Origin of the sequence: Parvibaculum sp., from assembly GCF_049671045.1 — a bacterium.
Lineage (GTDB): Bacteria > Pseudomonadota > Alphaproteobacteria > Parvibaculales > Parvibaculaceae > Parvibaculum.
Map to the genome: position 1 here is coordinate 1 of NZ_JBATUH010000074.1, position 12,038 is coordinate 12,038.

The 12,038-nt window shown below is 65.9% G+C and carries 15 protein-coding genes; 3 read left to right on the forward strand and 12 right to left on the reverse strand.

Features of this window, described 5'->3' with window-relative positions; translation table 11 throughout:
• On the reverse strand, positions 1-603 hold a 603-nt coding region (locus tag WBG82_RS08990; RefSeq protein WP_424423945.1), incomplete at its 3' end, for an amidase family protein.
• Positions 604-698: 95 nt separating this feature from the next.
• On the opposite strand from WBG82_RS08990, the gene WBG82_RS08995 reads away from it, so the two are divergent.
• Positions 699-1,055 carry a hypothetical protein gene (locus WBG82_RS08995; protein ID WP_424423948.1) on the forward strand — a complete coding sequence of 119 codons (357 nt, stop codon included), beginning with the start codon at positions 699-701 and terminating at the stop codon, positions 1,053-1,055.
• Here WBG82_RS08995 and WBG82_RS09000 read toward each other — a convergent pair.
• From WBG82_RS09000 to wrbA, 3 genes are all read right to left on the reverse strand, one after another.
• Positions 1,052-2,044 (reverse strand): glutathione S-transferase family protein, encoded by a 993-nt coding sequence (locus WBG82_RS09000; protein WP_424423951.1) that lies wholly within the window; start codon positions 2,042-2,044, stop codon positions 1,052-1,054. The genes WBG82_RS08995 and WBG82_RS09000 overlap by 4 nt on opposite strands.
• 12 nt (positions 2,045-2,056) lie before the next feature.
• Positions 2,057-2,767: a pirin family protein gene (locus WBG82_RS09005; protein ID WP_424423954.1), complete on the reverse strand. Its 711-nt coding sequence runs from the start codon at positions 2,765-2,767 to the stop codon at positions 2,057-2,059.
• Between the two features lie 114 nt (positions 2,768-2,881).
• Entirely contained in the window at positions 2,882-3,490 is a 609-nt protein-coding gene (wrbA, locus tag WBG82_RS09010) for an NAD(P)H:quinone oxidoreductase (protein WP_424423957.1), read from the reverse strand.
• Positions 3,491-3,620: 130 nt separating this feature from the next.
• Here wrbA and WBG82_RS09015 point away from each other — a divergent pair, with 130 nt between their 5' ends.
• Positions 3,621-4,601, forward strand: a complete 981-nt coding sequence (locus WBG82_RS09015) for a LysR family transcriptional regulator (RefSeq protein ID WP_424423960.1) — start codon at positions 3,621-3,623, stop codon at positions 4,599-4,601.
• On the opposite strand, the gene WBG82_RS09020 is transcribed toward WBG82_RS09015, so the two are convergent.
• A complete protein-coding gene (locus WBG82_RS09020; protein WP_424423963.1) occupies positions 4,571-4,750 on the reverse strand; it encodes a hypothetical protein in 180 nt (59 codons plus the stop codon). The two genes, WBG82_RS09015 and WBG82_RS09020, sit on opposite strands and share 31 nt — an antisense overlap.
• 119 nt (positions 4,751-4,869) lie before the next feature.
• Positions 4,870-5,784 (reverse strand): SDR family NAD(P)-dependent oxidoreductase, encoded by a 915-nt coding sequence (locus WBG82_RS09025; RefSeq protein WP_424423965.1) that lies wholly within the window; start codon positions 5,782-5,784, stop codon positions 4,870-4,872.
• 368 nt (positions 5,785-6,152) lie between these two features.
• On the opposite strand from WBG82_RS09025, the gene WBG82_RS09030 reads away from it, so the two are divergent.
• Positions 6,153-6,710, forward strand: coding sequence for a GNAT family N-acetyltransferase (locus WBG82_RS09030; protein ID WP_424423967.1), 558 nt, complete (start codon positions 6,153-6,155; stop codon positions 6,708-6,710).
• On the opposite strand, the gene WBG82_RS09035 is transcribed toward WBG82_RS09030, so the two are convergent.
• The 6 genes from WBG82_RS09035 to WBG82_RS09060 form a co-directional block, all read right to left on the reverse strand.
• On the reverse strand, positions 6,689-7,195 hold the full coding sequence (locus tag WBG82_RS09035; RefSeq protein WP_424423969.1) for a GNAT family N-acetyltransferase: 507 nt from the start codon (positions 7,193-7,195) through the stop codon (positions 6,689-6,691). The genes WBG82_RS09030 and WBG82_RS09035 overlap by 22 nt on opposite strands.
• A gap of 80 nt (positions 7,196-7,275) precedes the next feature.
• The gene (locus tag WBG82_RS09040) at positions 7,276-8,163 is read right to left on the reverse strand and encodes a metal ABC transporter substrate-binding protein (protein WP_424423972.1); all 888 of its coding nucleotides are present in this window, start codon (positions 8,161-8,163) and stop codon (positions 7,276-7,278) included.
• 10 nt (positions 8,164-8,173) lie between these two features.
• On the reverse strand, positions 8,174-9,064 hold the full coding sequence (locus WBG82_RS09045) for a metal ABC transporter permease (protein WP_424423975.1): 891 nt from the start codon (positions 9,062-9,064) through the stop codon (positions 8,174-8,176).
• On the reverse strand, positions 9,061-9,798 hold the full coding sequence (gene aztA / locus WBG82_RS09050) for a zinc ABC transporter ATP-binding protein AztA (protein WP_424423977.1): 738 nt from the start codon (positions 9,796-9,798) through the stop codon (positions 9,061-9,063). Before aztA ends, WBG82_RS09045 begins: the two co-directional genes overlap by 4 nt.
• Positions 9,798-9,941, reverse strand: a complete 144-nt coding sequence (locus tag WBG82_RS09055; RefSeq protein ID WP_424423980.1) for a hypothetical protein — start codon at positions 9,939-9,941, stop codon at positions 9,798-9,800. Before WBG82_RS09055 ends, aztA begins: the two co-directional genes overlap by 1 nt.
• Before the next feature lie 96 nt (positions 9,942-10,037).
• Positions 10,038-12,038: hypothetical protein (locus tag WBG82_RS09060; RefSeq protein WP_424423983.1), on the reverse strand; the 2,001-nt coding region annotated here is incomplete at its 5' end.

The window sequence follows — 12,038 nt, forward strand, 5'->3', positions numbered from 1 at the left end:
ATCGGGGCCCCTGGGCGTGCGGCCGCGCGTCGGCTTCATGCCGAAAAGGCCGCAAGCCGCCGCCGGAATGCGGATCGAGCCGCCGCCATCGCTCGCATTGGCGACGGGAACGAAACCTGCCGCGACCGCCGCCGCCGCGCCGCCGGAGGAGCCGCCCGCCGAGTGCCCGATATTCCAGGGATTGCGCGTGGGCCCATAGAGATGCGGCTCGGTCGAAGTTGAAAGCCCGAACTCGGGCGAGCTTGTCTTGCCGAAAATGACGAGGCCGGCGGCGAGATAGCGCTCGGTGAGCGTGCTGTTGTGATCGGCCTTGTAGTCGCGATAGTAGGCCGAGCCGAAGGTCGTCACCGTTCCGTCGAGGAGGAGGTGGAGGTCCTTCAGAAGAAACGGCACGCCGGTGAAGGGTCCCTGGGGCAGACCGCGCGCGATCTGTGCGCGCGCCTCGTCGTAATGCTTGAGCACGACGGCGTTGATCGTCGGATTGGCTTTCTCCGTGCGGGCAATTGCCTCGTCGAGAAGCTCTTCCGGCTTCACGGCGCGCTTGCGCACGAGATCCGCGAGACCCAGAGCGTCATATTTGTCGTAATCCGAAAAACCGGCCATCGTCCTTCCCTCTGTTTGTTTGTTTTCTCCTATCTTAAGTAGCCGCGTCGCAGCCGCCAGCGCTAATGTGAGCAGCGGGGGACCGGAGGAGCGATATGAAAAAAATCGCAGCCACTCTCTGCCTGTCGGTCATGATCCTCTGCGGTGGCATCGGCGCGCTTTCGGCGGCCGTGGATTTTGATCCCAACGCGCTGTCGCGCGACGAGGCGACGCTAAAGCGGCTCAACGACATTCAGCTCGGCATGTTGCGCGCGGCGGTCCGCCATTGCGGCGGCTTCTATACGGCACGCCATGCGAACAATTTCTGCGTAACCTCGAATGTCGATCTCGATGTCCGCCAGAGCGGCGATGCCGCGCTCAAGGCATTCCATTTCGGTCTGCCGCCGATGGATCGCTATGACGAGAACCGCAGCCTCGTCGGCGTCAAGCGCGTCTACGGATCGAAGTCCTAAACGGGAATGAGCGCCCGGTCGTGCGGGATCGAGAAATCGAGGATCGGTCCCATCGGAACGATGCCGGTGGGATTGATCGTTTTGTGACTTCCGTAATAGTGCAGCTTGATGTGGCTCATATTCACGGTCTCCGCGATACCCGGCACCTGATAAAGCTCGCGCAGATAGTTCGACAGGTTCGTATAGTCCGCGATGCGACGCAGATTGCATTTGAAGTGGCTGTGATAGACCGCATCGAAGCGGATAAGCGTGGTGAAAAGCCGCCAGTCCGCTTCGGTGATCCTCGCGCCCGCAAGATAGCGCTGGCCGGAAAGGCGCGCCTCGATCCGGTCGAGTTCGTCGAAAAGCGCGCTCACCGCTTCGTCATAGGCCGCCTGCGTGGTGGCGAAGCCCGCCTTGTAAACGCCATTGTTCACGCGGTCGTAGATCACGGCATTGAGGCCGTCGATCTCGGGGCGCAGCTCCTCGGGGTAGAAGTCGAGCGAGGCGTCCACGCCGTCGAGGCCGTCAAAAGCCGAGTTCAGCATGCGGATGATGTCGGAGGATTCGTTCGAGACGATGGTCCTGCGCGTCCTGTCCCACAGAACGGGCACGGTGACGCGGCCGGTGTAATCGGGTTTTGCGAGCCGATAGATCTCGTGAAGCCGCGTCTTGCCGTTCACGCCGTCGGGCAGGGTGCCGGGATATGTGCCCTCGATCGTCCAGCCTTCCGCGAGCATCAGCGGATCGACGATGGTGAGCGAAATCCTGTCGTCGAGCCGCTTCAGCTTGCGGAAGATGAGCGTTCGGTGCGCCCAGGGGCAGGCGAGCGAAACATAGAGGTGGTAGCGCCCCGCCTCTGCGACAAAGCCGCCTTCGCCCGAGGGGCCGGGAGAGCCGTCCGCCGTCACCCAGTTGCGGAAGGCCGGATCGCTACGCACGAAGCGGCCGCCCGTCTTGCCGGTATCATACCATTCATCGTGCCATTTTCCGTCGACGAGAAGTCCCATTGCTATACCTCCTCAAACTTCAGGCGGAAGATCGGCGAGCAGGATCTCCGCGTCTTCCCCGGCGCGGATCACGAGCCTCGTCTCGCCGCGAATGGCGGCACCCGCGCGCTCGGGCACGAGCACGCCGTTGACGGTGACGCTTCCCTTCGACGGGACGAGATAGGCAAGCCGCCCGCCCGCAAGTTCGTGGACGACCTCCTGTCCCGCATCGAGCGTCGCGCCGAGTATGGCGGCGTCCTGCTCGATATAGAGCGCTTCGGCGGGCGCGTCGGGCTTGCCGCTTGCAAGCTGCACGAGCTGGCCCTTGCGGTTTTCCTTCGGAAATTCCGCCTGTTCCCAGCGCGGGCGGATGCCCTTCAGGCGCGTCTCGATCCAGATCTGGAAGAGCGTGGTGTCCGTGTCCTCGAGGTTCCATTCCTCGTGCTGGATGCCCTTGCCCGCCGACATGATCTGAACGTCGCCCGCGCGTGTGCGGCCCTGATTGTTCAAATGATCGCGATGCGTGATCGCGCCTTCGCGCACGAAGGTGATGATCTCCATGTCGCGATGACCATGGGGCGGAAATCCGGTGCGCGGCTTGATGCGGTCGTCGTTCCACACTCTGAGCACGCCCCAGCCCATGCGGGTGGGGTCGTAATAATTGCTGAAGGAAAAGTGATGCCTGGCGTCGAGCCAGCCATGGTTCTCGCCGCCGAGTGTCTCCAGGGGTCTGACGTCAATCATGTGTTTCTCCTTTCGGAATCTGACCGGCCGGCAGCCGGGGAGGAGGAACGCTGCCGGCCGGAGTGTCGCGGCGCGCGCATGGGACCGAAGGAGGCGCGCGCTCCGCGAGAAGCCTCAGTTCTTCATTTTCTTCGCGATGCGGGCGACATGCGCGCCCTGATATTTCGCCATGCCGAGTTCGACTTCGCTCGGCTGGCGCGCGCCATCGGAGCCTGCGATGGTGCCTGCGCCATAGAAGGACCCGCCATGCACCTCGGAAATGTCGCCGATGCCCGGCGCGCCGAAGGGCACGCCGACGACGACCATGCCATGATGAAGCAGGGTCACCTGTGTCGTGAGGATCGTCGATTCATTGCCGATGCCCACGCCGGTCGAGGTAAAGACGCTGCCGACTTTGCCGATGAGCTTGCCTTGCGCCCAGAGCCCGCCCGTCTGATCGAGGAAGTTCCGCATCTGGGCGGACATGTTGCCGAAGCGCGTCGGCGTGCCGAAGATGATGGCGTCGTAATCGGCGAGCTCGGCCGGCGTCGCGAGCGGCGCCTTCTGGTCGAGCTTCATGTTCGCCTGCTTCATCGCCTCTTCGGGCATGGTTTCGGGAACGCGCTTCACCACGACCTCGACGCCGGCTTCCGAGCGGGCGCCTTCCGCGACCGCATCGGCCATCTTTTCGATGTGGCCGTAAGAGCTGTGATAAAGCACGAGAACGCGCGTATTCGCCGACATTGTTTCCTCGCTTCTGATCGGACCGGCGCCTCTTCGCCGGATGCAACGGGTTGGTGCTCTAAAAATAATTGCGCGAGCCTCTGAGACAATTCATTGTTTCGAGAACAGATTGTTCTGCGAGGTGCAACAAATGCCGCTCGATCTCAATGCCTTCGCCGTTTATGCGCGGGTCGTGGAGCTTGGCAGCTTCACCGCGGCCGCGGACGCGCTGAAGCTCTCGAAATCCATGGTGAGCCGGCAGATCGCCGCGCTGGAGGACGAACTTGGTGTCCGGCTTCTCAACCGCACGACGCGGCGGATCAGCGTGACTGAAGCGGGCGCGGTCGTCTTCGAGCGCGCGGCACGCATCGTCGCGGAGGCGGAGGAGGCCGAGCGCGATGCCTCCTGCATCGAAGGCGCGGTCAGGGGGAAGCTCAGGATCAATGCGCCGATGACCTTCGGCATCCGGGAGCTCGGGCCGGTGCTGCCCGAATTTCTCGCGCGCTATCCCGAACTCGTCGTCGAACTCGAACTCAACGACCGGCGCATAGATCTCATGGAAGAGGGCTTCGACGTTTCGCTGCGCATCTCGCCGCTCGTCGATTCAAGCCTCATCGCGCGCCAGCTCGCGCCGGTGCGCCGCCTCGTCGTCGGCACGCCCGGCTATTTCAAGGCGCATGGCGTGCCGAAGCATCCGCATGACCTCGCGGACCATCCCTTCATCCTCTACACGCAAATGTCGCGGCCGGAACTTCTCGATTTCCGCAATGGCGACGGGAAGCCCGTTCAGGTGGAACTCAAGGGGCCGCTTCTCTGCAACAATGCGGATGCGGCCTCGGCCGTTCTGCGCGCGGGGCAGGCGCTCAGCCTTTCGCCCGACTTCATCAGTTGCGACGCGCTTCGTTCGGGCGAGCTCGTTTCCGTTCTCGATGACTGGGCACCGCCGCCGCTAATGCTCCATGTCATCTATCCGCACACGCGGCATCTCTCGGCCAAGGTCCGGGCCTTTGTTGATTTCGCGGTGGAGAAGTTCGGGCCGGGCCGGGCGCGCTGGACGGGCTCGCTCGCCCCGAAGCGCCAGGCGAGGCGTCAGACGGGGCGTCAGGCGAAGAGAAGGGCTGGCGCCAAATGAAAAGGCGCGAAGCCTTCGATGGCATCGCGCCTTTTGCGGTCATATTTGCGGCGGTTCTTGACCACCCGCTGCCGGTGGAGCGGCGAGGCGAGCGCCTTTGCCGCGGGGTTCCGCCCCTTTAGCGGGGGCGGCGTCTTTCTCTTTGCCATATCACCCTCCTGAAAGCCGAACGGCGGCACCTATATGGGTGCCGCCGCCGAGAATGTCCAGGTTCACTTCCCCGCCATGGCCCGGCTTGTCCGGGCCGTGACGAGCCGCGGGCAAATGCTTACACCGGCTCCCAGGTGAAGACCGAACCCGTATTGCCGAGATCGGTGTAGCCGCCTTCCATCGCCGGGAAGGCGTGGGTGAGGATCGTCTCCGGCGTCCAGCCGTCGATGCGGGCGACGGACTTCACCGGGCGCGGCTGCGAGAACAGCACGAGCTCGTTGCCGCGAACGGCGAAGATCTGGCCGTTGGCGGTGCAGCTCGGCGCGGCGAGCGCCACGGCGAAATTGCCGACCTGCTCGGCGCGCATAGCGTTCTTCATGCGCTCGACGCGCTTGGCCGAAGCCTCGTCCTTGACCGGGATCGTCGCGATCATGCGCGTCCAGGCGAAGGGCGCGATGATGTTGGAGCGGACGTTCTTCGAGGCGCCTTCCATCGCGATGATGCGCGAGAGGCCGGCAATGCCCATCTTCGCGGCGGCGTAGTTCGCCTGGCCGATATTGCCGATGAGGCCGGAGGTCGAGGTGAAGAGAACGAAGCTGCCTTCCTGCTGCTCGCGGAAATGATTGATGGCCGCGCGGGCGATGTTGTAGCTGCCGTTGAGGTGGACGTTGATGACGGCGTCCCAGTCCTCGTCGGGCATCTTGTGGAACATGCCGTCGCGCAGGATGCCGGCCGGGCTGATGATCGAGTGCAGCGCGCCGAACGTGTCGAGCGCCTGGGCGACCATGTTCTCGGCGCCCGACTTCAGCGCCACGCTGTCGGAGTTGGCGACCGCTTCGCCGCCTGCCGCCTTGATCTCGTCGACAGTCTTCTGGGCCGCCGAGGCGTTGCCCTCGTCGCCGCCCTTCACGCTGCCGCCGAGATCGTTGACGACGACCTTCGCGCCTTCCCGTGCCGCGATCAGCGCGCATTCCTTGCCGATGCCGCCTGCCGCGCCGGTGACGAGCACCACCTTGCCTTCAAGAAGTCCCATGGGTTCTCTCCCTGATCTTTGATTATGACGTTGGGCCTGGAGTTGGTGGCAAGCTACCGAATGGGCCCGGTGGGTTCCAGACCTTTTCAGGGGCCACGGGCCGTGCTTGCCGCTTTACGTCGGGTATCCGTGTGTGCTATCCGCGTCCATGTCTGCGAGGGTCGGCAGCGATTGCGCCCGGACCCGGAGGGATTTGGACATGACGCGCCTTGCGATCGAGCGACGACGAATGGGCTGCGAGGGCCGGAAGGCTCTCCGCAGGGCGCGCCGTCGCGTTCGCGGCCTCCAGGGCTGAAGAGGCCCGGAAGGCAGAGCGGCGGGTGCCACCAACCCCGAGCGCATCGTCCAGACCCGAGAGACAGCTTTCCATGTTTGAAATCGAATTCGAGCGGCCCGAGCATCAGGCCGCCATCGACGCATTGCTCGACCTGAGCTTCGGCCCGGGCCGCTATGCCAAGACGGCGCAGCGGCTGCGCGAGGGCAACAGGGCGATTCCGGAGCTTTGTTATGTCGCCTTCGCCAATGAAGTGACCGGCGACGGCAAGGTTGAGCGCCGCATGGTCGGCTCGCTGAGCTTCTGGCCGGTCGTCATCGGCGGCGTGCCGGGCCTCATGCTCGGGCCGCTCGCTGTCGAGCCGCGGCTCAGGGGGCAGGGCTGTGGGGTCAAGCTCATGCAGCGCGGACTTGCCGATGCCGAGGCGCTCGGCTACCGGCTGGTGATCCTTGTGGGCGACGCGCCCTATTACGCCAAGGTCGGCTTCGTTCCCGTGCCGCCGGGCCGGCTCTCAATGCCGGGGCCGGTCGATCCGGCGCGGCTTCTCTATCGGGAACTCGAGCCCGGCGCTTTTGCGGCCGCGCATGGCCCGATCACGAAACCGGCACCGGAGATGCGCGACGCGCCTGCTCAGAGGACGCGCGCCATATAGGCGGCATCGTCGCCATAGCTTGCGAGCTTGGCGGCAAGCGCCGCATCGGGCGCCAATGTCTCGAAGCCCTGTGCCTGCCAGTAGGCTTGCGAATTGTTGACGGAAACGAGGGCGAGCCGGGCAAGGCCGTGCGCTGCCGCGACCTCCCGCAGCCGCGCGATGAGCAGTCGGCCGAAGCCAAGGCCGCGCGCCCTTGCCGTCAGCGCGATGTCGTGGAGGAAGAGGCAATTCGCATCTTCGGGCAGGCCGCCGAGCAGGCTGTCGAGCGGGGCGGGCCTGCCGAGGACCATGGGGTGCGAGATCGCATAGCCGAGCAGGCCGGCCTCGCCTTCGGCGATGAAGCAGCCCTGCGAAAAGAGCGCGAGCCGTTCCGTCGCGACGGCGATGTCCTCAGGATAGGCGGGATGGACGATCTTCGCGATCTCGTCGACCGCGCCGAGATCGGCCTGCCGCATCGGTCGCCAGTCTGAAACCGTCGTGAGCATGGGCGCGGGGCCTTTGGTGAGGGGGGGCGGCGAGCCGCCGCCGAAGGCCCGGCTTATACATCAGCCCTTTTCGGCCGCCATCACCGATTTTGCCGCATCGCCGCGACGAGCTGCGGCACATTGTTGCGGAACATGGCCTGATAGGTTGGCGCCGGGCCGCCGGGCTTGGAGAGCGCATCGGAATAGAGCTTGCCGCCCAGGCTCGCGCCAGTTTCGGCGGAAATCATGCGGATGAAGCGTGGGTCCGACATGTTCTCGATGAAGAGGGCGCGGATATGCTCCCGCTTGATCTGGTCGATGAGCCTCGCGAGCGTTCGCGCGCTCGGCTCGGCATCGGTGCTGAGCCCTTCAGGGGCGAGGAAATCGACGCCATAGGCCGCGCCGAAATAGCCGAAGGCGCTGTGCGTGGTGATGATCTTGCGCGAAGCTTCGGGCAGGGCGGCGATCTCGGCGCGCGTCCATCCGTCGAGATCGGCAAGCTCGCGCAGCAGGCGCGCGGCATTTTCCTGAAACACCTTGGCGTCGGCGGGCGCGGCGCTGGCGAGCGCCGCCTCGATATTGCGGACATAGATAGCGCCGTTCGAAAGGTCCTGCCAGGCATGCGGATCGGGAACGGTTGCGCGGCCTTCATTCATGCTCAGCGGCTTGACGCCATCGCTTGCGACGACGAAGCGGGCATGCGTGCCCGAGGCGGCGGCGAGCTTGGCAAGCCAGGGCTCGAAGGCGAGCCCGTTCAGAAAGAGGAGATCGGCTCCGGCGAGCACGCGCGCATCGGCGGGGCTTGGCTCGAAAGTATGGGCATCGCCATCTGGCCCGACAAGGACGGTGAGATCGATGCGGTCGCCGCCGACCTGCCGCACCATGTCGCCAAGCACGCTGAAGGTCACGACCACTTTGAGAGGCTCGGCGAAAGCGGGCGCGGAGAAGAGCGCGAGGAAGAACGCCAATGCGCCGAAAAGTTTTTTCATGGGCGTCGTCTCAGGCCGGGCCATGAGGCTCGTTGTGGAAATGCGCGCCGGGAAAGAAGCGCTTCCGCAGGCTGCCCTGCGAGCCTGCGAGGATCGAGAGCACATAGATCGCGCCTGCGGTCAGGATGATCGAAGGGCCGGAGGGCAGGTCGAAATTGTAGGAGACGAGAAGCCCGATCCAGCCGGAGATGAAGGCGATCGCGCTCGAGACAGCGGAGAGCGACCAGACGGAGACAGCCCAGAAGCGCGCGGCTGCGGCGGGCAGCATCATGAGGCCGACCGCCATCAGCGTGCCGAGCGCCTGAAATCCGGCGACGAGATTGACGACGACGAGCACGAGGAAGACGACATGGTAGAGCGAGCCCCGGCCCGCGACCGCGCGCAGGAACCCGGGGTCGAAACATTCGACGACGAGCGGGCGATAGATGATGGCGAGCGCCACGAGCGTCACCGTCGAGATGGAGGCGACGAGAAGCAGCGCCTCGTCATCGACCGACAGGATGCTGCCGAAGAGCACATGCAGCAGGTCCACATTCGAGCCCCGGGTCGAGACGATGAGAACGCCGAGCGCGAGGCTGATGAGATAGAAACCGGCGAGGCTCGCATCCTCGCGCAGCGCCGTCGCGCGGCTGATGATGCCGGCAAGAAGCGCCACGGCGAGGCCGACGACAAGGCCGCCGGCCGACATGGCCCAGAGCGAAAGGCCCGCGACGAGAAAGCCGATGGCGGCTCCCGGCAGGATGGCGTGGCTCATCGCATCGCCCATGAGGCTCATGCGCCGGAGAACGAGGAAGGTGCCGATGGGCCCGGCGCCGAGCGCGAGCGCGAGACAGGCGACGAGGGCGCGCCGCATGAAGCCATATTCGGCGAAGGGCGCGATCACATTCGCATAGAGGCTCATGCCGCATGCTCCCGGCTGTGCCCGTTCGTCCATGTGCGCGCGATGGCGCGGGCGCGGGCGAGCGTCTCCTCGGTGAGCGCCTCTCCGGTCGGCCCCCAGGCCACGAGTTCGCGCGCGATCAGCAGCGTCTCGGGGAAATGCTCGCGCACCTCGTTCATGTCATGGAGCACGGCGATCACCGTGCGGCCTTCCTCATGCCATCGCTTCACGATGGCGAGGAGATCGGCGGTGGTGCGCTCGTCTATCGCGGCGAAGGGCTCGTCGAGAAGAATGATCCGCGCATCCTGAAGGATGATGCGGGCGAAGAGCACGCGCTGAAACTGCCCGACCGAGAGATTGCCGATCGGATGGCGGGCAAAGCTCTCGAGGCCGACGCGGGCAAGCGCCGCGGCGGTGCGCCGCCGCCCGTCGCCCGTGACCGTCTTCCAGATGCCGGTTTCGTTCCAGAGGCCGAGGGCCACGGTGTCGGCGACGTCGATGGGAAAGCTGCGGTCGATCTCGGCCTGTTGTGGAAGATAGGCAAGATCGCGCCGGGCGATGCCGCTCATGGCGATGTGCCCCTGGCTCGGGCGAAGAAGCCCGACGATCGACTTGAGAAGCGTCGATTTGCCGGCGCCGTTGGGGCCGACGACGGCCGTGAGGCTGCCTTCGGCGAAGCTGCCGCTCAGATGGTGGACGGCGGGCCGCCGGTCATAGGCGACGGTGAGATCGTCAATGTCGATGAGGCCGGCCATCAGGCGCGCGCCCAATAGACGGCGAGCCAGATGAGCGCGATCAGGAGGCTCGCGATCCCAAGGCGCTGCGGCACGCTCGCGCCGAGAGCGGAGAAGGCTGGCGGCGTGGTGGGGGCGGCGGGGAGATCGGAGGAGGGCTCCATTGGGCGTTCCGAAAATGTAATATTATAACATCGCGGGCGAACATACGCCCGGCCCGGCTATGCCGCAAGCGCGGAGCGCGGGCTTTCGCCGTCTCGTCAGCGGCCTTCCCGGTGCCAGGCGAGGGCGAGCGCGCCCAGAATGAGGATGAGCGCGAGGGGGCCTGACAGCAGCGGCACCTGATGGACGGCGCGCACGAGATATTGCCCGTTGCGTTTGAGGCCGAGCCAGTCGTCGCCGGCCGCGTCATGCTCGGGGCGGACGCCGCGCACGGAGGGCGTGTCCCCGGCGTCCTTGCCGGCCCAGTAGATGCCGCCGCCGCTTGCGGTGACGAGCGGCTTCAGGCGGCTTTCCGTCGCGCGCACATCGGCAAATTCCTTCGGGTTGAGCGGCCCTGCCGCCGTCACCGCGCTGAGGTCGCCCTGCGTCACGCGGTAGAGCCCGAGTTCGCTGATGGCGATGCGCCCTTCGAAGCGGCCGGGCGCCGTCTCCTCGAGCGCGAGTTCCTTCGTCTTGCCGGAGGGCAGGGTGACTTCGGCGGGAGGCGTCATGTCGGCCATGGTCCGGCGTTTCACGCTCAGCGTGTCGCCTTCGATCGTGGCCGAAAGGTTTTCCTCCTCGAGGTCGGGTTCCTTCATCAGCCAGTGGGCGAGGCGGCGGAGAAGTTCCGCCTGCGGACCGCCGCCTTCGAAGCCGCGCGACCAGAGCCATATGTGATCGGAGAGCACCTGCGCGACGCGCCCCTTTCCGGCATGGTCGAGCACCATGAGGGGGCGTCCGCCGGGCGCTTCCATCAGCACCTCGCCGCGCTCGACCCTGCTGTCGATGACGCGGAACCAGCGGCCCCACTTGGGCGGGTTGTCGGCGCTGCCCGGAAGATCGGCGGTGACGGGGTGCTTGTGGCCGGTTGCGGTGACTTCGGGCCGGAAGCCGCCAAGGGTGATGTCGCCCGTCGGCTGAGCGGGCAGGATCACCGCAAGCGGCGTGCGGTAGAGCGAATAGGGCGAGGCGAAGGACGGGCCCGCCGCATCGAGCAGCGCGCCGCCATTCTCGACATATTTGGCGATGTTCGACAGATATTCGAGCGGCAGCACGCCCTGCCGCTTGAAGCGGTCGAAGATGATGAGATCGAACTGGTCGAGCTTGTCGACGAAGAGTTCGCGCGTCGGAAAGGCGATGAGCGACAATTCGCCGATGGGCGTTCCGTCCTGCTTCTCCGGCGGGCGGAGGATGGTGAAGTGGACGAGATCGACGGAGGGGTCGGCCTTCAGCAGGTTGCGCCAGGTGCGCTCGCCCGGATGCGGCTCGCCCGAAACGAGAAGCACGCGCAGACGGTCGCGGATGCCATTGGCGACGACGACGGCGCGATTGTTGAGGAGCGTGAGTTCCTCCGGGCCGGGCGCGACATCGATTTCGATGACGTTGAGGCCGCCATGCTTCAGCGACAGCGAAACCTCTGTCTTCTCGCCGACGGTCACGGCGGTCTTCATCACTTCCTTGCCGTCGATGGAGATGGTGGCCGGCGCCGTCATGCCGGATGCCTCGCCCGCGCTCGCGCCAGTGTCGTCGACGCGGAAGGCGAGCTTCACCGCTTCGTCGACGATGCCGAAGCGCGGCGCCTCGAGCACGGTCAGGCGGCGGTCCCTCTCGTTCCTGCGGCCGACAATGAGCGCATGAACCGGCGCGTCAAAGCCGAGCGCCGCCGCGGTCTTCGGCACGTCATGGACTTCGCCGTCGGTGATGAGAACGGCGCCAGCCACCCGCTCGCGGGGCACATCGGCCAGAGCGCCTTCAAGAGCCGCGAAGGCGCGCGTGCCTTCGCCGTCTTCCTCGGAGCTTCCGCCCGCGCCGCCCTCGACCTCGACGATGCGCATCTCTACGCCCTTGAGATTGCGGATCGCCTTCTCGATGCGGGCCAGCGCCTCGCCCGCCTCCTTCCGGCGCGCGCCGACATCCATGCTCTGGCTGCGATCGACGACGATGGCGACGACATCCGGCACGGGCTGGCGGTCTTCCTCGCGCATGGTCGGGTTGAGAAGCGCAAGCAGCGTGATGGCGAGCGCCGCCATGCGCCAGGCCGTGCCGCGCGCGCCGCGCCA

What these genes read in the sequence shown, in the direction of transcription:
- WBG82_RS08995 (WP_424423948.1), top strand. Translation starts at nt 699, where the DNA reads ATGAAAAAAATCGCAGCCACTCTCTGCCTGTCGGTCATGATCCTCTGC.
- WBG82_RS09000 (WP_424423951.1), bottom strand. Translation starts at nt 2,044, where the DNA reads ATGGGACTTCTCGTCGACGGAAAATGGCACGATGAATGGTATGATACC.
- WBG82_RS09005 (WP_424423954.1), bottom strand. Translation starts at nt 2,767, where the DNA reads ATGATTGACGTCAGACCCCTGGAGACACTCGGCGGCGAGAACCATGGC.
- wrbA (WP_424423957.1), bottom strand. Translation starts at nt 3,490, where the DNA reads ATGTCGGCGAATACGCGCGTTCTCGTGCTTTATCACAGCTCTTACGGC.
- WBG82_RS09015 (WP_424423960.1), top strand. Translation starts at nt 3,621, where the DNA reads ATGCCGCTCGATCTCAATGCCTTCGCCGTTTATGCGCGGGTCGTGGAG.
- WBG82_RS09020 (WP_424423963.1), bottom strand. Translation starts at nt 4,750, where the DNA reads ATGGCAAAGAGAAAGACGCCGCCCCCGCTAAAGGGGCGGAACCCCGCG.
- WBG82_RS09025 (WP_424423965.1), bottom strand. Translation starts at nt 5,784, where the DNA reads ATGGGACTTCTTGAAGGCAAGGTGGTGCTCGTCACCGGCGCGGCAGGC.
- WBG82_RS09030 (WP_424423967.1), top strand. Translation starts at nt 6,153, where the DNA reads ATGTTTGAAATCGAATTCGAGCGGCCCGAGCATCAGGCCGCCATCGAC.
- WBG82_RS09035 (WP_424423969.1), bottom strand. Translation starts at nt 7,195, where the DNA reads ATGCTCACGACGGTTTCAGACTGGCGACCGATGCGGCAGGCCGATCTC.
- WBG82_RS09040 (WP_424423972.1), bottom strand. Translation starts at nt 8,163, where the DNA reads ATGAAAAAACTTTTCGGCGCATTGGCGTTCTTCCTCGCGCTCTTCTCC.
- WBG82_RS09045 (WP_424423975.1), bottom strand. Translation starts at nt 9,064, where the DNA reads ATGAGCCTCTATGCGAATGTGATCGCGCCCTTCGCCGAATATGGCTTC.
- aztA (WP_424423977.1), bottom strand. Translation starts at nt 9,798, where the DNA reads ATGGCCGGCCTCATCGACATTGACGATCTCACCGTCGCCTATGACCGG.
- WBG82_RS09055 (WP_424423980.1), bottom strand. Translation starts at nt 9,941, where the DNA reads ATGGAGCCCTCCTCCGATCTCCCCGCCGCCCCCACCACGCCGCCAGCC.